20 protein-coding genes and 1 riboswitch are annotated in these 18,933 nt (G+C 50.6%); of the genes, 13 read left to right on the top strand and 7 right to left on the bottom strand.

Features of this window, described 5'->3' with window-relative positions; genetic code table 11:
* The first annotated feature begins 23 nt into the window (after positions 1–23).
* From MKY64_RS24710 to MKY64_RS24695, 4 genes are read left to right on the top strand one after another with little or no spacing between them, the layout of a single operon-like run.
* The gene (locus tag MKY64_RS24710) at positions 24–434 is read left to right on the top strand and encodes a GntR family transcriptional regulator (RefSeq protein ID WP_209877957.1); all 411 of its coding nucleotides are present in this window, start codon (positions 24–26) and stop codon (positions 432–434) included.
* Positions 434–1,363 carry an ABC transporter ATP-binding protein gene (locus tag MKY64_RS24705; protein WP_340956411.1) on the top strand — a complete coding sequence of 310 codons (930 nt, stop codon included), beginning with the start codon at positions 434–436 and terminating at the stop codon, positions 1,361–1,363. Before MKY64_RS24710 ends, MKY64_RS24705 begins: the two co-directional genes overlap by 1 nt.
* Positions 1,364–1,365: 2 nt before the next feature.
* Entirely contained in the window at positions 1,366–2,268 is a 903-nt protein-coding gene (locus tag MKY64_RS24700; protein ID WP_340956410.1) for an ABC transporter ATP-binding protein, read from the top strand.
* Positions 2,261–3,550 (top strand): ABC transporter permease, encoded by a 1,290-nt coding sequence (locus MKY64_RS24695; protein ID WP_036722184.1) that lies wholly within the window; start codon positions 2,261–2,263, stop codon positions 3,548–3,550. The genes MKY64_RS24700 and MKY64_RS24695 overlap by 8 nt, the downstream gene beginning before the upstream one ends.
* 93 nt (positions 3,551–3,643) lie before the next feature.
* On the opposite strand, the gene MKY64_RS24690 is transcribed toward MKY64_RS24695, so the two are convergent.
* Positions 3,644–4,255, bottom strand: coding sequence for a TetR/AcrR family transcriptional regulator (locus tag MKY64_RS24690; RefSeq protein ID WP_340956405.1), 612 nt, complete (start codon positions 4,253–4,255; stop codon positions 3,644–3,646).
* A 166-nt stretch (positions 4,256–4,421) separates the two neighbouring features.
* On the opposite strand from MKY64_RS24690, the gene MKY64_RS24685 reads away from it, so the two are divergent.
* From MKY64_RS24685 to MKY64_RS24675, 3 genes are all read left to right on the top strand, one after another.
* Entirely contained in the window at positions 4,422–5,423 is a 1,002-nt protein-coding gene (locus MKY64_RS24685; protein ID WP_036722185.1) for an NADP-dependent oxidoreductase, read from the top strand.
* A gap of 140 nt (positions 5,424–5,563) precedes the next feature.
* The gene (locus MKY64_RS24680) at positions 5,564–6,262 is read left to right on the top strand and encodes an SDR family oxidoreductase (protein WP_340956403.1); all 699 of its coding nucleotides are present in this window, start codon (positions 5,564–5,566) and stop codon (positions 6,260–6,262) included.
* 418 nt (positions 6,263–6,680) lie between these two features.
* Positions 6,681–7,160, top strand: a complete 480-nt coding sequence (locus MKY64_RS24675; RefSeq protein WP_340956401.1) for a hypothetical protein — start codon at positions 6,681–6,683, stop codon at positions 7,158–7,160.
* A 66-nt stretch (positions 7,161–7,226) separates the two neighbouring features.
* Here the strand turns inward: MKY64_RS24675 and MKY64_RS24670 are convergent, their stop codons facing one another.
* Complete coding sequence (locus MKY64_RS24670; protein ID WP_340958162.1) at positions 7,227–8,111, bottom strand: AraC family transcriptional regulator; 885 nt, start codon at positions 8,109–8,111, stop codon at positions 7,227–7,229.
* Positions 8,112–8,259: 148 nt separating this feature from the next.
* Between MKY64_RS24670 and MKY64_RS24665 the strand changes: the two genes are divergently transcribed.
* Positions 8,260–9,918 (top strand): family 43 glycosylhydrolase, encoded by a 1,659-nt coding sequence (locus MKY64_RS24665; RefSeq protein WP_340956399.1) that lies wholly within the window; start codon positions 8,260–8,262, stop codon positions 9,916–9,918.
* 114 nt (positions 9,919–10,032) lie between these two features.
* The gene (locus MKY64_RS24660) at positions 10,033–10,230 is read left to right on the top strand and encodes a hypothetical protein (RefSeq protein WP_339253280.1); all 198 of its coding nucleotides are present in this window, start codon (positions 10,033–10,035) and stop codon (positions 10,228–10,230) included.
* Positions 10,231–10,489: 259 nt separating this feature from the next.
* Here the strand turns inward: MKY64_RS24660 and MKY64_RS24655 are convergent, their stop codons facing one another.
* From MKY64_RS24655 to ytxJ, 4 genes are all read right to left on the bottom strand, one after another.
* Positions 10,490–11,056 carry a type II toxin-antitoxin system PemK/MazF family toxin gene (locus MKY64_RS24655; RefSeq protein WP_209877930.1) on the bottom strand — a complete coding sequence of 189 codons (567 nt, stop codon included), beginning with the start codon at positions 11,054–11,056 and terminating at the stop codon, positions 10,490–10,492.
* Positions 11,057–11,264: 208 nt separating this feature from the next.
* Entirely contained in the window at positions 11,265–11,720 is a 456-nt protein-coding gene (locus tag MKY64_RS24650) for a hypothetical protein (protein WP_209877928.1), read from the bottom strand.
* Between the two features lie 134 nt (positions 11,721–11,854).
* Positions 11,855–12,024: riboswitch (cyclic di-AMP (ydaO/yuaA leader) on the bottom strand.
* Between the two features lie 308 nt (positions 12,025–12,332).
* Positions 12,333–12,575, bottom strand: coding sequence for a glutaredoxin family protein (locus tag MKY64_RS24645; protein WP_036722203.1), 243 nt, complete (start codon positions 12,573–12,575; stop codon positions 12,333–12,335).
* The gene (gene ytxJ, locus MKY64_RS24640; RefSeq protein ID WP_076083788.1) at positions 12,572–12,898 is read right to left on the bottom strand and encodes a bacillithiol system redox-active protein YtxJ; all 327 of its coding nucleotides are present in this window, start codon (positions 12,896–12,898) and stop codon (positions 12,572–12,574) included. The genes MKY64_RS24645 and ytxJ overlap by 4 nt, the downstream gene beginning before the upstream one ends.
* Before the next feature lie 227 nt (positions 12,899–13,125).
* Between ytxJ and MKY64_RS24635 the strand changes: the two genes are divergently transcribed.
* Both MKY64_RS24635 and MKY64_RS24630 read left to right on the top strand, forming a co-directional pair.
* On the top strand, positions 13,126–13,848 hold the full coding sequence (locus tag MKY64_RS24635) for an SDR family NAD(P)-dependent oxidoreductase (RefSeq protein ID WP_076083811.1): 723 nt from the start codon (positions 13,126–13,128) through the stop codon (positions 13,846–13,848).
* A gap of 78 nt (positions 13,849–13,926) precedes the next feature.
* Entirely contained in the window at positions 13,927–14,562 is a 636-nt protein-coding gene (locus tag MKY64_RS24630) for a ThuA domain-containing protein (protein ID WP_339253287.1), read from the top strand.
* Between the two features lie 93 nt (positions 14,563–14,655).
* Here the strand turns inward: MKY64_RS24630 and MKY64_RS24625 are convergent, their stop codons facing one another.
* Complete coding sequence (locus MKY64_RS24625) at positions 14,656–15,555, bottom strand: CHAD domain-containing protein (protein WP_339253289.1); 900 nt, start codon at positions 15,553–15,555, stop codon at positions 14,656–14,658.
* A 223-nt stretch (positions 15,556–15,778) separates the two neighbouring features.
* Between MKY64_RS24625 and MKY64_RS24620 the strand changes: the two genes are divergently transcribed.
* Positions 15,779–16,684, top strand: coding sequence for a lipoate--protein ligase family protein (locus MKY64_RS24620; protein WP_339253291.1), 906 nt, complete (start codon positions 15,779–15,781; stop codon positions 16,682–16,684).
* Between the two features lie 629 nt (positions 16,685–17,313).
* Positions 17,314–18,546 carry an IS110 family transposase gene (locus tag MKY64_RS24615; protein WP_339253293.1) on the top strand — a complete coding sequence of 411 codons (1,233 nt, stop codon included), beginning with the start codon at positions 17,314–17,316 and terminating at the stop codon, positions 18,544–18,546.
* Positions 18,547–18,933 lie beyond the last annotated feature (387 nt).

Here is an 18,933-nt window from a genome sequence, read left to right as displayed (position 1 = left end):
GGCCTGGAAGGCAGGTGTAAATGATGTGGATACCTATACAAATTAATGAGAACAGCGCAGAGCCGCTGTACCATCAGATCGAGACGCAGCTCAGATCGCTGATTATCTCAGGTGCGATTACAGAAGGGACGCTGCTTCCTTCCATCCGCGAATTCGCAGGTGACCTGAAGTGCAGTGTCATAACGGTCCGCCGCGTCTATCAGGATCTGGAGAACGAGGGCTTGCTGCGGACCCGGCAGGGGACGGGCACCTTCGTATCCCATATCGGGACCGGAGCCATGGAGGACTATAAGCAGGAGACCGTCCGCAAGGCGCTGGAGAGCGCCGTGGAGGCGGGACTGTCCGTCCATTGCAGCGAAGAGGAACTAACCAGGCTGTTCACAGAGATCGTGAAGAACAAATACGGGAAGCAGGCAGAAAGAGGGGGAAGCTGATGGGACAGCAAGCCATAGAACTGCGGGATGTATGGAAGAAGCGGCGCAACAAGACCATCGGGCCGATGAATCTCCGGCTGCCGCAAGGATATATTACAGCGCTGGTGGGCCAGAACGGCGCGGGCAAAAGCACGCTGCTGAATATGCTCCTGCAGCTGATTTTGCCGGATGAAGGGGAGATCCGCTGGTATGAAGAGACTTACCGCGGTGTGCTGCCGATGGAGCTCCGCCAGAGCATCGCTTACGTGCCGGAGATGCCCCAGCCTGAGGAGAACTTCTGGACACCCGGTGAGGCGGCCGCCTTCCGCAGCCATTGGTATCCTTCCTGGGACCAGACTTACTTCGAGGAGCTGACCCGTAAGTTTGAAGTGCCGCCGAATGCCAGACTGGGCAAGATGTCCAAGGGCGAGCGCCGCAAGTTCGAGCTTGCCGCCGCCCTCGCGGTGAAGCCCCGGCTGCTGCTGCTGGATGAGCCGTCTTCGGGCCTGGACCCTTTTGCCTGGAAGATCATGATTGAGACGCTGCAGAGATACATGGATGAACACGAGGCCACGATTGTCATCTCGACCCATATTGTTGAAGAGGTCCGGCGGCTGGCGGATTATATCGTGCTGATGCACCAGGGGCAGCTGCTGGGAATGACCGAGAAGGACAGTCTGTTTGGTTCATGGAGTGAAATATGGGTTCAAATTGAGGGAGAGCAAGAACTGCAGGAGCTGGCAGCCGAGCTGCCGCAAGCGTTGGAGCTGAAGCTGGAAACGCCGGGTGTGGCTTCATTTTTAACCCAGCAAATTTATCTGTATGAGAAACGCATTCACGATTTGGGCGTAAAGGTACTCAAGAGCCGCAGCCTGGAGCTGGATGAAATCCTAAGCTTATGGACCCGGGGACATCGTCCGGTTCTGATTGACCAGAAGAGAGGGGAATAAGAATGGAAGCATTGCAGTTGAAGCAGGTAGTGAAGCAGTACGGTGAGAAGACGGCAGTCAACCGAATCAGTCTAAAGGTGGAGCAAGGCGAGATTTACGGTCTGCTGGGTGCCAACGGCGCTGGCAAAACAACGACCATGCGCATGGTGCTCGGCCTGATCTATCCCGACGAAGGGAGCATCCTGTATAACGGCAAGCCGTATAGTAAGGAGCTTCAGCATCTGATGGGCTATCTGCCGGAAGAACGGGGATTATATCCGAAGGTCAAGGTAAGCGATCAGATTATCTATCTGGCTCAGCTGCGCGGGATGTCCGCGAGTGAAGCGGATAAGAGCCTGAAGTACTGGCTGGAGCGCTTCGATGTACCGGAATATTACAATAAGAAGATTGAAGAGCTGTCCAAGGGAAATCAGCAAAAGATGGGCTTCGTCGCCGCTGTGGTCCATAAGCCGAAGATTCTGATCCTGGATGAAGCCTTCAGCGGCCTCGATCCGGTCAATGTGGAGCTGCTGAAGGATACCGTCAGAGAGATGCGGGATCTGGGAACGAGCATTCTGTTCTCTACGCACCGCATGGAGCATGTTGAGGAATTATGCCGGAATATCACGATTCTTGACCGCTCGAACACCGTGGTTCAGGGAGATATCCGTGAGATCAAGAAGGGGTATCCGCGGGAAGAAGTTGTACTGCGCACCGCCGGGGAAGTGAACGGACTTGCCGAGCTTGCCGGAGTTACCGGAGTGCAGCGGCAGGAGCGCGGGTATGTTTTAACCATCAGTGACCTGGGAGCCGCACAGCGCATTCTTCAACTGGCTGTGGCTCAGGGCGAGGTCGAGCATTTCGAGATTAAGGAACCGACGCTAAACCAAATCTTTATCAGAGCGGTGGGTGAATCCAATGAATAAAATGGCAACCATTATCGGCTTCACATTCAAGAATAAGGTAAGAACGAAATCCTTCATGATTACCACCTTAATTCTGGTGCTTCTGCTTAGTATCGGGATGAATATCCCTTATCTGATCAAAGTGTTCAACGGAGAAGACGGGGCCAAGGACGCGACACAGATCGGAGTCGTTGCCCAGCAGGGCTTCCGGCCTGCCGAGCTGCTGCTCGCTTATACTCCGCCGGCTGAAGCCGAAGATAAAGTCGTATTTACCGCTTATCCTTCCGCAGATGATGCAACCCTTAAGAAGGGGCTGGAGGATGAGAAGATTGAGGGGTATCTTACCTTTGCCGACAAGGGCAGTGTAGGGGTGCCTCCGGTAACGTATCACAGCAAAGACGGAGACATCAGCAGCAAGCTTAGAACGAATCTGCAAGCCGCTCTGCAGCAGGTGAATACCGGCCTGATTGTCGGCGATAAGCTGACCGAGAGCCAGGTGGCGGCGATCTTCGCTCCGGTGTCGATTGATAGCGCGCAGCTAAGTACTGACGGGGCTGCGGGTGGCGTAGACCAGGATCAGGACAAACCGATTATCAACTATGTCATTGTCTATATCCTGCTGATTCTGTTCTTCATGTCGGTGATGATGACCGGCAACATGATCTCGGCCGAGATTACGTCGGAGAAAAGCTCGCGCATTATGGAGATTCTCATCACCAGCGCCTCGCCACTAACCCAGATGTTCGGCAAGGTCATCGGAATCTTCCTCGTCGGTCTGATGCAGATCGCCATTATCTCGGCTGCCATCGCCGTCAACCTGATGCTGCCGCATAATTCCACGATCCTGAGCGATTTCGATCTGAATCTGGGACAGCTTAATGTCAGCATGATTGTCTATGGCTTCATCCTGTATATCCTGGGGTACTTCCTGTACGCCCTGATGTATGCCGCTGTCGGCTCCATTGTCAGCCGGACAGAGGATCTGGGGCAGGCCGTGATGCCGGTCATGATGCTGGGCTTCGTCAGCTTCTATCTGCCGCTGTTCAGCATCTCGAACCCGGATACGCTGCTGGTGAAGGTAGCGAGCTTCGTACCATTCACCTCTTCGCTCAGCCTGCTGCTGCGGATCGGGGTCGGGGAGGTCGCCTTCTGGGAGATCATGGTCTCGCTGGCGATCCTGCTGGCTACAACCTTCCTCTTCGGCTGGCTCGCCGCCAAGATCTACCGCACCGGCGTCCTGATGTACGGCAAGCGCCCTAGCATCAAAGAGATCAGAAAAGCGATGAAGGCTTATAAAATTTAGGATTTGACGGAAGTAGTGTGATGGATTTCTCGCAGGGAGCAGTTACCTCAGGTAACTGCTCCCTGTTGTATATTCAGCCATCCCCTCCAGGATTCAAACCCCTTGTTTGATTAAACTCCAGAGGCGTTCAAACCGTTCTTGGTAGTCTGGTGAATTCCATGATCCTTTAAAAGAGGGGAGACTAAACACTGCAAACGCAGATAGAATGGCCTCTGCCCGTTCAAATTGAGGATCATGATATTCCATGAAACCATCAATGATTTGATAAGAATCCCAAAGCACTTCACGTAATACCAATGGATTACTGTCCACATATTGTGTATTCAAGGCGAACATTTGGGGATTCTCATTATAAGCGCGTTTTTTGGCATTAACAAATGCCCATAGCCAATCGTGGAGCACTTCCTGCGGGGAGGCTGAATTAGTCATGTTTATACGGATTTGTTCTGAAATCATCCGGTTGAACCAGCCTTTAGCTACTGCCGCCCACAGTTCTTGTTTGTTTTTGAAATGTTTATAGAGTGCAGCGTGGGTGATGTTCAATTCATCCGCTATTTGAGAGAGCGTCACCTCAGATTTTTCCGTACGCTCAATTAATGTCTCGGCAGTTTCAATAATAAGCTCCTGTGTGATTTTAGCCATTTGTTGTGGCAGGTGAATGGGGGAGTGCAGGCACTTACGATTAACCCCCCAGTGTAACACCATGCTGCCAACCCTTCTTTCGTTAATTAATAATATCCACTTATAGTTTAGCATGAAAAAACAAAGTAACAAATGTTGACTTTTGTAACTTCTAGTCTTATGCTTGGTGTGCAAGTTACAAATCGTCGTAAATGTTACTTAGGATCTTGCGGATAGGAGGGTATTAATTATGAAGGCGGCACAGATCACCAAATATTCCAAACCGTTTCAAGTTGAAGTGCGCGATATTCCAGTCCCGGAAATAAGTGATTACGAAGTTTTGGTTAAAGTAAAAGCGGCGGCGGTTAACCACTTGGAGCTGCTCATCGCTACCGGAAGCGTGAAGTTAATCCAGGACTATGAGTTCCCCTTGACCCTTGGTAACGAACTCACAGGTGTTGTTGAGAAGATGGGTAAGAAAGTCGCTGGCTTCAAAGTAGGTGATGCCATTTACTCCCGCCTGCCGCTGCGAAAAATTGGAGCATTTGCCGAATATGCGGCGGTTCATGTAGAGGCTATGGCTCACCTGCCGGGTAATCTGGATTTTGTAACCGGTGCGGCTGCGCCTTTAACAGGATTGACAGCCTATCAAAGCCTGCATGAAGAGTTAGCTGCCAAAGCTGGCGAAAGAGTGTTCATTCCAGGGGGCTCTGGTTCATTTGGCCAAATGGCGATTCCTATCGCTAAAAGCATGGGGCTGAAGGTCATCGTCAGTGGAAGTCCACAGGCGCGCGAACGTACAATGGCCGCGGGAGCAGATCAATACATTGATTACAAGGCGGAGAACTACTGGGAACGACTTCGTGATCTTGACTATGTGATTGATACCTTGGGGCCCGGTGAATTTGACCGCGAACTCTCCATTATTAGACCAGGCGGCCATCTTCTTTCTCTACGGACCGGACCAAACAAACGATTCGCCAAAACTATGGGCTTGGTAGGTTGGAAGCAAAAACTATTCAGTATTGCTGGTGCTAAGTATGATCATAAAGCCAAGAAGAAGAAGATTGAATATCATTTTGTGTTTGTACGCAGTGATGGAGAACAATTACGGCAAATCACAAAAATCATTGAAGAGAACCAAATTATACCCGCGGTAGACGCCCGGGAGTTCCACATTGAAGATATTAATGAAGCTCTAAATCTGGTTGCTACAGGTCACCCCCAAGGGAAAGTGGTTATCCGATTTTAAATATTCATATAATTATTTACCGATCGTTCTCAATATGTTATATTGAATTTATAGGACATCACTGCATGATGAGATTAGGTTATTATATCTTCTCCTGTGCATTTTCTAGAACGATCATTCTCATATAGGGAGCGAATACAATGAACATTTCTGAACAAGTGGCATTGGTTACTGGAGCAAACCGGGGGCTTGGCCGCCAGCTTACGCTTGAACTTCTAGCTAGAGGGGCTAAGGTCTACGCGGGAGCAAGAAATCCGGAAACTCTGGATATTCCAGGAGTTACACCTGTAAAGCTTGATGTTACCAACCCTCAAGAGGTAGCGGCAGCAGCCAGCCAGGCTAAGGATGTTACGATTCTGATCAACAATGCAGGATCATCTACAGGCGCTTCTTTGCTGGAAGGGGATGTGGAGCAGATCCAGCTGGAATTGAATACGCATTTCTTCGGTACGTTATCCATGGTTCGCGCTTTTGGACCGGTCATCGAGAATAACGGGGGAGGATCGGTTCTGAATATTCTTTCCGCATTATCCTGGTTTAGTGGCGGAGCTGCGGGTGCCTACACGGCGGCAAAGGCTGCAGCATGGGCGCTGACGAACGATCTTCGTTTGAATCTGTATCCCCGTCATATTAGAGTAGCAGGCTTACATGTGGGTTATATGGAGACAGACATGACGGCCGGCCTGGATGCTCCCAAATCAAACCCTTCAGATATTGCGAAAATAGCTATTGACGGCATAGCAGCCGGCAGCTTCGAAATTCTTGCCGACGATACCAGCCGTATGATCCAAGCCGGACTTGCAGGCGGCGTGTCCGCCCTCTACCCGAATCTGTCCTAATCCCAATATTACGCAGTAGCAGCGGCGCAGAAAGAACGGGCTTCCATATTTCACCTGGAACACCTCTTGGAGGGATTCAAGGCGGAGAAGGCCTTGGCTAAAGGAAAAGTATACAGGAATCCCGATGATGACCAATCTGGTCAACCATCGGGATTTTTGTTCTAAATAAGTAGTTTGCTAGAGAAGTATTAAAAATTATCTGATGTATTATCGTCGCAAAAATCATGTATGACATCCTCAGCATCGTAAAGAGACACTTCAAGGTTGATTCACTTGATATTTTTTCCAAGCGATTGATTAAGGATAGGAATGTGCAAGTCTGTCGGCAGAGCAAATTAAGGAGCTTCGTAAAGAATATCCTTTATCCACCGGCTCTCCTGTAAATGTTGATTTGCGGGATTTAACATTCGAGGAGGTATTGGATCATACGGACACGTTCATAGTTGCTGAAGTCATTCAGCAACTGCCGGATTTCAGCGTGGATCTGATAACTGAACCTGGAACTCCAGAGGGTAATTTAGCGGAGAAATTGAAGGATTCCGGTCTGGAGCCTTACAAGCCTATGTTTACCTCTTTTCAAGTTAATGTAGATCAAGTAGTTACTGGTGAAGAGGTTGAAGGGACCTTTAACCTGATTTATGACTCTGAGTTCAAGGGGATTGAACCAGAACTTAAGCCGGGAATGAAGATCGTCGCTGCAATCAAAAAAGGGGTAGGGGAAGAGCAAAAAGGAAGCTACTCTTTCACCCGTTATGGGACATATTATGTAGTTGATGGTGACTATGTTCTATCTGCATTCGAGGGAGAGAGCGAAGAGATGAAAGCTTTCTCCAGGGATACCAACGGTTACAAGCTGAATCATCTCATTGCTGAGATTAAAGAGCTGAAGGAGAATTAAATAACGATAACTTATTAGCATAACAACAAAACACCCATCCGCCCCATAAAGGAAGATGGGTGTTTGCTATACACAATTATTTTTACGATAGTCGGAGGGGTTGATTCCTGTCCATCTTTTAAATTGTCTGCTGAAGTGAGAGAGGTTCTTGTAGCCCAGACGACTTGAAATCTCATTTAAAGATATTTTGGGCTGCTGTAGTAATATTTTGGCTTCCTGCAGCTTTAAGTCGGATAGATAGGTACGGGGCGACATTTTATATATTTTTTGAAATACCTCTAATCCGTAGTTGGGGCTGATCCCAAGCGAAGCAATGATGGGCTGGATGTGAATGGTGTAATCTGAATTTCCCTGGGTGCAATTTTTCTTAAAAGCTCTCTTGATGGCTTCGGCAATTTCTTTGGCATACTTCGCAGTGGTCATGGATTCGTTAGCATGTATCCCCGTCTGTACCGGCTGGATATCTACAAGCACCTCCAATAACTCGAACAAGACCATTTGTGCTTTTAGCTTTGCTTTGGTGAACGACAACTCAGGCTCATGCAGAATATCGATCCATTTTTGAAGGCATTTTTTCAGCTGGCTATGATACAAATGGGAGGGCTTATAGACCCAGTCACAGTTCTTCATAATTCTCATCCGTAAGGAAGGCTCGTCTATATCGAAATGAGCGCAGAAATAGGTCATTGATGTAGCGGAAATGCATTTATTCGTATGCTCGAACCCAGGCGGAATCAGCAGAATATCATCACTGTTCACAATGAATGGTTCATGATCCATCCTAGTCTCTTGAGCCCCATCCAGCACAATTAGAATCTCAAAGGCATGGTGGGATTCTGTAGTCATGCTCCAATCGGCAGGAACGGTCTGTGTATGTGCGCCAAAAAAGCGTATATTCCAATCAATGCGCGGCAGCAGCAGCGTCTGTGCACCTGTGAGATAGCTATTCATATGTTCCAATTTGCAGCACCTGCCTTTGATTTGGGTAAATCTAGCCGTACTCATCCCATCGCATAAGTACGTTAGTAGTTATTATAATATACATAGACAACAGGAAAAGGGTAAATAATATGGCTAAACAGCGAAGGGAAGCAGAGAAATGACGAAGATTAATAATCCTATTATCCCTGGAATGGCACCAGATCCCTCTATCATTAGAGTGGATGATGTGTATTATATTGCGACATCCTCGTTCCATTGGAATCCCGGCGTTCAAATTTTCAAATCAACCGATTTAGCGAATTGGGAGCTGACTGCCTCCGTATTAAATAAAGGTGAAGTGAATCTAAGAGGCACAAATACTCCGGCCGGGATCTGGGCGCCGCATCTATCCTATGATTCTAGGGCGAACCGGTACTGGTTAGCCTATTCGCATATGTTGAACATGGCAGGCCGTGAATTCAACTCGGATTCCTATGCCATGTGGGCAAAAGATATCCATGGACCCTGGTCGGAGCCCATCTATCTGACATCCATAGGCTTCGATCCGGCGCTCTTCCACGATGAAGATGGCAAGCACTATGTGTCCATTCTTGAATGGGAGACCCGTGAAGGGTATCAGGCGCCCGGACATATTGTGATCGCTGAATTTGATTTGAATGAGGGTAAGATAGTTGGACAATGGCACCGGGTGACGCAAGGCTTTACCAGCCGCGGCTGTGCTGAAGCACCGCAAATTTATAAGTATAAAGATAAATACTATCTTTTATTAGCTGCGGGCGGAACGGGTTATGCTCATGGTGTGGAGGTGGGACGTGCGGAGAATATTTTTGGTCCCTATGAGCCGCATCCGTCGGGGGAGCCGATCATCACCTCCTCGCCGCGCCATCTATTTTCACTTGGCAATCCGGATGCCGGGCATTTTGAGATGTATAATCCAAGTTCAATTATGCAAAAAGCAGGTCACGGCTCATTAGTGCAAACTCAAACAGGCGAATGGTACATTGCCCATCTCATGTCACGGCCTGTGGAAGGAACGCTTTTAAATCCATTAGGCCGTGAAACCTCGATACAGAAAATGCATTGGACAGAGGATGGCTGGCTGGAGATGAAGGATGGATCGAATGTAGCGAAAATGGAAGTGGAGGGGATGACAGGTGTTGAATTAGAGACCGATGGAATCTCTCATGACGTATTTGATGATTTTAATCAGGAGAAATATGATCTTCATTTTCTGACTCCGTACCGGGACCAGCAAGCGGCATGGGTGAACACGGTTGAACGTCCGGGTTACTTACGCATTCATGGAGAGAATTCTTTGTTCTCGCAGATCCATCCGGCGATTATGGCCACACGCGCAACCTCCCTTCATTATGAAGTTCAAACCAAGGTGGAATTTCATCCCGATCACTACTCGGAAACGGCCGGTCTGGGGCTATACTATGATTCAAATAATTGGCTGTACGTTCACTTGACCCACTCCGAATCAGAGGGTACCGTTCTATACGTACTTCAGGCCAAGCTGGGGCAACGCATTGAGCCGGTCCACCATTACATTCCAGTCCCTGAAGACACAGCGGAGCTCAAGATTATCTATCATTCAGGCATCGCGAGTATCCTTTACCGTTTCGGGGATAACGGGGATTGGCAAGCTTTTGTAGAAAACATTGATGTACTCTATCTGTCGGATGAAGGCGTGAACGGGGAGCCGGGGGAGATTGGCGGATTTACAGGCTTGTTCAATTTTATCGGTTCCGTTGATGCCCACCAGCATGACTCCTTCGCTGATTTTGACTACTATGGAGTGAAGAATTACTAGCCAAGGACGCCATACGTTCTTCCGCCCGGGTGTGCCCGGAGCCGTGGTGAACTGGTGAAAACGCCGGAGATGGTGTACCTTAGTAGTATTAGTCTTTAGGAGTGGTGAAGTGTTGTGAAGAAAAGTAGACAAACCCCCGTGCTGGTCGCGGCCTCGATCCTGCTGATTATTATCAGCAGCCTGATCCCCTCGGATCAGTCGACTTGGTTGGGGGCGTTACAGACCCTTCTGCTGGGAGCCGGACTGCTCGGCTGCTGTATGGCTTTTTGGCGGTTTGCCAAGGGCGGCAAGGGTGGGAAGGGCAAGAGCTGAGTTCGATGTACTGAACGGCTGACAAAAACAGGATTCTATGTTTTGGAGTAAGCAGAAGATTATTCTTAATTTATGGAGAAGACAAGGCCCCTGATGCAAGCATCAGGGGCCTTAAGGACTCCTCAAGGGAATCAGTGTATGTTTACTGCTAATTGCAATGGGTTCCTAGCTAGTTATAAAGCCGAAACCAGTGTTGTTGGTACAGTACATTATTATATTACGGAATAGTATATAATGCAACAAAAAATGAAAAATAGGCTTAACGATTAGTCCGGTTTAATCCTTTGGTAGTGAACCTTTGTTTAATTTTATCATATAATCGGCGTAATTCTGGAGTAGGAACAAAAATAATCTGATCTCCAGATCGTACGGGTGCACTAATTCGTATTTTGCTAATGGCTCTAATTTGGCTAACTGTAGCAATACTTTTAGTGTCAGCGGGGTACCTACTTAAGGCATTAATACCAGGAATAACACCTAAATCTACATCATTAAAGTGAACAGCTTTCGTTGGTTTAGAAGATCCTAAAGGCACTACAACAACAATAGGTGAAGTTTTAGCGTTGTCTTCAACCACTACGGCATAATGGCTGCCGCCATGTTCAGAGCCTGGGTTATATCCGAGCTCAATAGACACAATGGATCCAGCTTCATACTTTATGGTATCCGTTACAGGATTAAAGGTTTGTTCCTTGATCAAATAATCGCTGTATAGCTTTAGCCATTCGGTAATTAGGGTTTGTTGTTTAGAATTTAGTGATTGAACTACATTCTTCAAATTTTCTAGTGTGTGATCAAGATCTGATTTAGCTTGTCCATTCGTCAAATGATTACCCCCATTAAGTATGTATTTCCAACAATTTCAATAATAAAAGTATTGGGAAAGAAAGTCATCACTGTTCTGCGTATCAGAGAAAAACAAAAAAAGCCCTGCCGCAATCAATGCAAACAGAGGCTGTTATATTTGAAACCAATTCCGCCACGTCCAACTCATTCCGCGGTACTAATTCCTATATCCCGCGTTATTCCCAGTCTCAACCCGCCGAAGGGCGGTGCACAGCAGGCAGTGCTGAATGGGCGGCTGCCATCTGTTCGCGTATTCCTCTGAGCCGGGCCTTGAGCTCGGGGATGCTGCACTCCAGAATCTGGCTGATGTCGGACAGGGGGAGCTGGATGCCGTACCATAAGGCACTGGCAACGTGATCGTCCCAGCTCAGCGGCGCAGAAGCGCAGCGGCTGCGGTCGTGGGCGAGCATGGCACACTGGCGGATGCACTCTCTGTAGGCAGCCGCAGCAGCGGCGTCCCCTGAGAGGCGGCCCTTCAGCCATAGTGGATGGAGTGCAACGAAGGTGGCGGTTGCAGCTTGTTCGGCGCGGACGCCTTGCTCCAGCAGCAGGCAGCTAAGCGCATAGACGGGACCGCTATATTGCTGGGTGTAGTGGTTGAATCCGGCAGCGGCGGTTAGTTTGGGCGATAAGGGGTCAGGCATGTGGTCACGTTCCTTCCTGAATCTATACTGTGCAGTTCATTACAGCGCGCAAAAAACCGCAGGTAGAGGAGGACCTCTGCCTGCGGTTGTGGGTAACAGGCTTAAGACGCCTGGCACAAAAGCGTGGCGGATCAGGGCTCTCTCTTGGCGCTTACGAGGTTAGCTGTCGGATTCGGACGGTGAGAGTCGCCCTACCTGCCGGAGACCTGCGCGTAGCATTCTCCTTCGGATTCACCCCAAGTCGGCCTGACGGCCGGATGGTTCCCCCGTTTTCCACATGACGGAAATTCAGCGTGCATGCATATGCTCATTTTCATGAATGCATTCATTTGCTTTCAACACGAATCATACTCTCTTCAGAGGGGGTTTGTAAAAATGGAAAAGAGTGCTATTCGCCTTATTTTCAGCAAATGGCTGAATGGCTGTGCATAGGGAAGCCAAAACACCTATATGTAGCAGATTATCTGCCATTTATCTCGCTCAAGCGCTGTTTTTTATTTTTGGCAGACGGCGGTGGGGAAGAAGGGTTCTCCATGTATCGTTGCCGCCTACCTCGATGAATCGCAAAAAAAAGGCGCTGCTCCTGTTGAGAGGACAGCACCTTTGCGTATATTACAGAACAGCAGCATCCATAAGCTCCTGAAGCTCAGGGAGATTGAAGCCCTTGACCGCCCGGTCCCCGGATACGGTGACTGGAATGCCCATGAAGCCCAGCTTCTCCACTTCCTCCTGATAGACGGAGCTGGTCATCACATCCCGGACCTCGAAGGGAATGCCCTTGCTCTCCAGCAGCTGTTTGACCTGATTGCACTCGCCGCAGCCGGAGGTTGAATAGACAATTACGTTCGCGCTCATTGTTCCACTGCTTCCTTTATCGCTTTTTGGGTAATCTTCCAGTGTGAGGTGTTCCAGCGGACTTCGCTGTCCTCCAGTAGGAAAATCTGCGGGGATTCATGCTTGATCCCGAAATCCTCAGCAATCTGATTGGAGACAGGACGGTCTTCGATCACATGGACCACGGCTGCAGGAGTATCTGAATGCTGTGTATAGGCCTGGAATTCCTCGTTGGCCTTGGCGCTGATCGGGCAGGTGGTGCTGTGCTTGAAGAGCAGTTTTTTGCCAGGCTGCCCGATATATTGCTGTAATTCTTCCTTAGTGTGGATTTGTTGAATAGACATCGTAGGATCACCTTCCTGGGTAAGAGTTAATGAAACCTGTTGTCAACAATTGTGTTGTTAACAACTATTAATCATGATTGTAGCATAGTTCAAAATTAAAGCAAAAGTAAAGTTCTGCTTAGCCTGCCCTCCCTTGCAGGATGTTGTTAACGGCCTGCAGCCATGCTAATGTGAGAGGGATGGACCTAGGCTCGTAGCATAATTATGCAGATAGGAGGGGGGAGCTCATGAAAAGGGTTGCCTGTGTTACCGGTGCTGACCGTGGACTGGGATTATGCCTCGTTCGTTCTCTTTTGGAGAGTAAATACATGGTGTTTGCCGGACAGTATTTGCCGGACCCTGCGCTACTTGAAGCTTTGAAAGCGCAATACCCGGATAGCCTGAAGCTGGTTCCTCTCGATATCGGCAGTGCAGGGAGCGTAAAGGAGGCCGCGCGGAGTATTGCCGGAAGTACAGGGCACCTTGATATGATTATCAATAACGCAGGGATTATCCACAAGTCTGATGATGCAACAGTGCTCGTGGATATGGATGATGAAGCGATGGCGGAGATTTATAACGTGAACACGCTGGGTGCGCTGAGGGTGAGCAATGCATTGATGGGCTTACTGCTGCAAGGCCGCCAGCGTCTGGTGGTTAATATCTCGTCGGAGGCCGGAAGCATCGGGCGGAACAAGCGGATCAATATGTATGGCTACTGTATGTCGAAGGCCGCGCTTAATATGCAGTCTTCGCTGCTGCACAATCACCTGCGTGCGATGGGCGGACAAGTGCTGGTCTTCCATCCCGGCTGGCTGCAGACCTATATGAACGGGGAGAAGGATGCAGAGGCGCCTGTAACTCCTGAAGAATCAGCAGGCAAGATTATGACGATCGTTCATAACCACAAGATGTATCTGGCCGAAGAACCGGCTTATATCGATCTGGACGGCAATCTCTGGCCCTGGTGACAGCGGCAGGGGGAACGAATCAGGGGTGACACTGACTTTCCGGTCAGGCTAACTTGGCAAAAGAGAGGTGTGTGTAGCATGTCTTCATACAAAGCATTGGCGTTCGGCAGCTATACCGAAGTGAAGTATCATCCCTTCGAGGGGGTAGACCGTGAGCTGGAGCAGCTCCTTGAACCGGAGTTCCAGGTAATTTGTACGGAGGATTACGAACGGATGAACCGGACAGAATTGGAAGAATGCAGACTGGTGGTCTCCTATACGGAATTCTCAGAGGAGCAGTTACCCGCTGCGCAGAGCGGAGCCTTGCTTGCTTATGTGGCTGGCGGCGGCGGGCTGCTTGTCGTGCATAACGGCATATCTCTGCAGCGTAATCAGGAACTTGGGGCGATGCTCGGTGCCCGGTTCACCCATCATCCGGCATTCACAGCGCTGGAGATGAAGGTAAGTGCGCCGGAGCACCCGATTATGGAGGGGAGCTCTGATTTTGTCATAGAGGACGAGCCTTACTATTTCGAGCAGCATCCCTACTTCAAGACAACGGTGCTGGCCGAATATCCGCATGACGGGGCGATGAGACCGGCGGCATGGTGCCATCCCTTCGGCGAAGGCCGGGTGGTCTATCTGATGCCTGGACACCATCTGCCTTCCTTCTCTTCAGAGCCGCTGCGACGGATGATCCGCAGAGGCGGATTATGGGCTGCCGGAATGCTATAGTACGTGGCGCTTATGAACAAAGGCAGGATACCGCTTGGATAACATGCGGCGTCCTGCCTTTGTGTAGAGGATGGGATGATCAGCTATGATGCCCTATTTGGGGGGCTTAGCCTCAGCAACAGGGACAACCCCGTTCTGATGAAGAGCCTCCAGTACCTCTGCCCGCAGCGTATCGGTGAAGGCAGCCCAGACTTTTTTGCCGACATCCAGCTCTTGGCGTCCAATCGATTGCAGCGTCTCAAGCCATACCCGCTTGTCATTAATGAGTCCGAGCTGGTCCTGGATGTCCTTATAGAAGGCTTCATGGGCATGGAATTTCTGATCCAGCGCAAAATCAGCCGCATTCGCCGTATACCGCAGTTCCTTGGCGGCGATCCTCAGCTCATGAAGAGCTTCGAAGGCTTCTTTTGATTCAGCTTGAGGACCCTTGAATAAGGTCTTGCAGGCTTTTTTCTTCTGTTCAAAGGCGACTTCAAGCTCGCGCATGGCGACATTGGCGTCTTTTTTGGCGGCGAGGGGCTCTAGCCCTGTCTCGATAAAAGGTGTCCACATCGCTTCGAGCGCTTGGCCGGACAGCTTGGGCAGTGCCTTCTTCAGCTTCTTGCGGGCGCTCTTCCGTGTATCCTTCTGGTGTTCGATTACCGACTTCAGCAGCTTGGCAGTCTTCTTATCACCAGCCGCCTTCGCCGCCTTGCGCCGGGCTTCAAACGACCCGATCAGCACATCTGCATCACGGACTCTGCCGAGCTTCTTCTGGGCCTGCTTGAAGCTGTCATACAAGTCTGCCGTTGCAGTATGGCCCGGATCAAGAATGGACAACAGGGTCAGCAGCTTGCGGCTATTGACTCTGGCCTGATGAATATCCTCATCGTTGAACTCTTTGCGAGCATCCTTGCTGTAGTCTTGAAAGTTGATGTACAGCTTGCTCATGGCCTGTTCCCATTGCCTGGATTTGCTTAGTTGCCTGTCTTTTGCCTGTGGTTCGGTTGTCATGCAGCATCACTCCTAGAGGTTGTGTATAGCATGAGCTTATGCGCGAATCTTATGGCTGGTATATTCTTCTGTACTACATTAAGGATAACGGGTTCGCTTCGCTATTTCAAATCTGTAAGGGCATACACTGCCGGTTGTACGGTGCGGGGAGAGATCGGTTACAATGTGAATAGTTAACGGAGTTAAGATTGGCCAGGGCTTATAGATAGAAAGGGGAATCAGCATGCGGAGTGAACCTTATGATGTACTGGAGAGCGGGGCGGCGGGAATACTGCCGGAGCAGATGGTCCTCTTCACGCATACCAGCGGTGAAGCAGGGGAAGAAGGGGAAGAGGCATCTGCGGAGGATATGCTGATTCCGTTTGCTTTTGAAGAGGTGCTGTGCCGTGATGTCGGGGCCGGTAAGGTCCCGCCGGTGCTGCATCTCTGGAGCCACCCCGGCGGAGTAGCGCTGGGGCTGCGGGACAGCAAGCTGCCCCGCGCAGCAGAGGCGATGCAGGCGCTGGAGCAGCAGGGCATCCGTACGGCAGTCCGCCATTCGGGCGGCGCTGCGGTGCCGCTGGATGCGGGAGTGATCAACGTGTCCCTGCTGCTGCCGAAGCCTGCGGGCAAGCTGGACTTCCACGATGATTTCCGGCTGCTGGCTTCGGTGATTACCGAAGCGGTAGCGGCGGGCTATCCGCAGGCAGCAGCGCAGATCCGGGCAGAAGAAGTCACCGGGTCGTATTGCCCCGGTGACTTCGACCTGGCGATCGGCGGCCGTAAGTTCTGCGGCATTGCCCAGCGCAGACAGAGTAGCGCATACTTCGTCCACGCGTTCGTGATTGTGTCCGGCACGGGGCTCGCGCGCGGAGAGTGCATCCGCCGCTTCTATCAGGATGCAGCGGACGGCGATGCTTTCCTGGACTATCCGCGCGTGCGGCCGGAGACCATCGCCGCGCTCGCGGAGCTTGGCGGCCCGTCTTCGGCGGCCGAATTCACTGCGGGTATCCGGCAGGCGCTTGCCGGCCGGGGAACCCGCCTGCTGCCGGCGGAGCTGCTGCAGCAGGCGACGGGCTACAGCCTGCGGTACAGCGACCCGCAGGTGCTTGAAGCAGCGCGTATGCTGCGCGAGAGGTACGCCCGCTGAAGCGGGCGGCTACTGGCGGCAGCGACGGGTGGCTGAATGTATGCGAAAAACAGCATACAATGTGCAGGTTAGAGGGCGCACGGACCAAATGTATGCGAAAAACAGCATACAATGTGCAGGCTGGGGTGTGTGCGGGCCAAATGTATGCGAAAAACAGCATACAATGTGCAGGCTGGAGTGTGCGCGGGCCGAATGTATGCGAAAAACAGCATACAATGTGCAGGCTGGGGTGTGCGCGGGCCGAATGTATGTGAAAAACAGCATACAATGTGCAGGCTGGGATGTGCGCGGGCCGAATGTATGTGAAAAACAGCATACAATGTGCAGGCTGGGGTGTGCACGGGCCGAATGTATGCGAAAAACAGGCATGACAAGACAGAGGCCTTGTCACCCCCAGGAATGAAAATAAGTGGGTGGCATCCGTCGCAACCATTCTAAATGAGGCTGTAGTCGTCAACACTACATATACAAATCAAAGGGCGGAAACGGTTACTGGGATACACCCCGTGCGAAAAACCGTTCTATTGCGCTTTTCGAGCATCGCCTATTGTAGCCCCCCAAAAGTACGTGTATTAAATTACACTCACTCGAGCGCATGATTTGTAAACTGACGATGGAGGATGGTTGGAATGGATGCTGTACGTATGTGTTGCGCTGGTCTAGACGTGCACCAGGAAACCGTTGTGGCCTACGTGTTGAAAGGACCGATCGAACAGAAACCACAATGTCACCTGAAAACCTTTGGGACGACAACCCGAGAATTGCTAGGCCTGCAAGATTGGCTGAGTGAACACGGCTGTCGGGAAGTGGTGATGGAGAGTACCGGCGTGTTTTGGAAACCGGTATGGAACATCTTAGAGGGCAGTTGTGATCTGGTCTTGGCCAACGCCCAGCGGGTAAAGAATATGCCGGGTCGAAAAAGTGACATGCAAGATGCGCGCTGGTTAGCGCAATTGCACCGTTGCGGGCTCATTGAAGGCAGTATGGTGCCAGAACAGGACATCCGGGATTTGCGGGATTTGACCCGTTACCGGAGTAAGATGGTGCAGGCGGTGACGGCGGAGAAGAACCGCATCCACAAAATCCTGCAGGATGCCAACATCAAGCTAACCACCTTTATGTCCGATCTATATGGGGTTTCGGGACGGGGCCTGCTCCAGAAGATCATGGACGGCGAGGTCGTCGACGAAATGGCCGTTAAAAACCTGGTCAAAACCCGTTTAAAAAAGAAAGTTCCACAGTTGCTAGACGCGCTCAATGGCAAGTTGCGCCGTCATCATCGGGAGATGATTCGAGACCATTGGGACCACTTGGTTTATTTGGAGAAAAGGATCACGGAACTGGAAGCTCGAATCGAGGCGAAGGCAGAACCCTACCTGGAGGTAATTGAACAAATTGACTCCATCCCAGGAATTGAGCGGACGTCTGCCGTGACCATCTTTGCCGAAGTGGGGCCGCATGTCGCGGAAATGTTCCCGAGTGATGCGCAGTTTGCATCATGGGCGGGGGTGTGTCCAGGGAACAACGAAAGCGCGGGAAAGCGAAGAAAGTCAAAAACGATGCAAGGGAACAAGCACCTGAAAGGGGCGTTGTGTCAGGCGGCTTGGGCGAACGCTCGCTCCTCGAACCGGATCGGCCAATTCTTTCGACGAATTCGTAAGAGACGAGGCGATAAAAAAGCAAACGTCGCCACCGCACATTTGCTGATTCGAATCCTCCATGCCCTGATGCGGGAGAAAAGGTCATACCAAGAAATAGACGTCTCACTAGGCGATGAGACGTCCAAGAAAAACCGGTTGGATCGGTACGTGCAATATATCCAGCAGTTAGGATATAGCGTGCAACTAAATCCTACCCCATAGTCTTCCCTTTTTCAAAAAAAACGAAACGTTTTTTGGGGGCGGTGGGTCTTTTTTTGTCAAAATCCAGTCTGCGGCGCATTTTCCGATACTTTATTTTCGTATTAAACAGCATACAATGTGCAGGCTGGGGTGTGCGCGGCTGAATGTATGCGAAAAACAGCATACAATGTGCAGGCTGGGGTGTGCGCGGGCCGAATGTATGCGGAAAACAGCATACAATATGCAGGCTGGGGTGTGCGCGGGCCGAATGTATGTGAAAAACAACATACAATATGCAGGCTGGGGTGTGCGCGGCCGAATGTATGCGAAAAACAGCATACAATGTGCAGGCTGGGGTGTGCACGGGCCAAATGTATGCGAAAAACCGAACACAATGTGCACGCGCGA

Origin of the sequence: Paenibacillus sp. FSL R7-0210, from assembly GCF_038009085.1 — a bacterium.
In the GTDB taxonomy this organism is placed as follows: Bacteria; Bacillota; Bacilli; order Paenibacillales; family Paenibacillaceae; genus Paenibacillus_AQ; species Paenibacillus_AQ silagei.
This window is presented reverse-complemented; position numbering and strand designations above follow the sequence as displayed.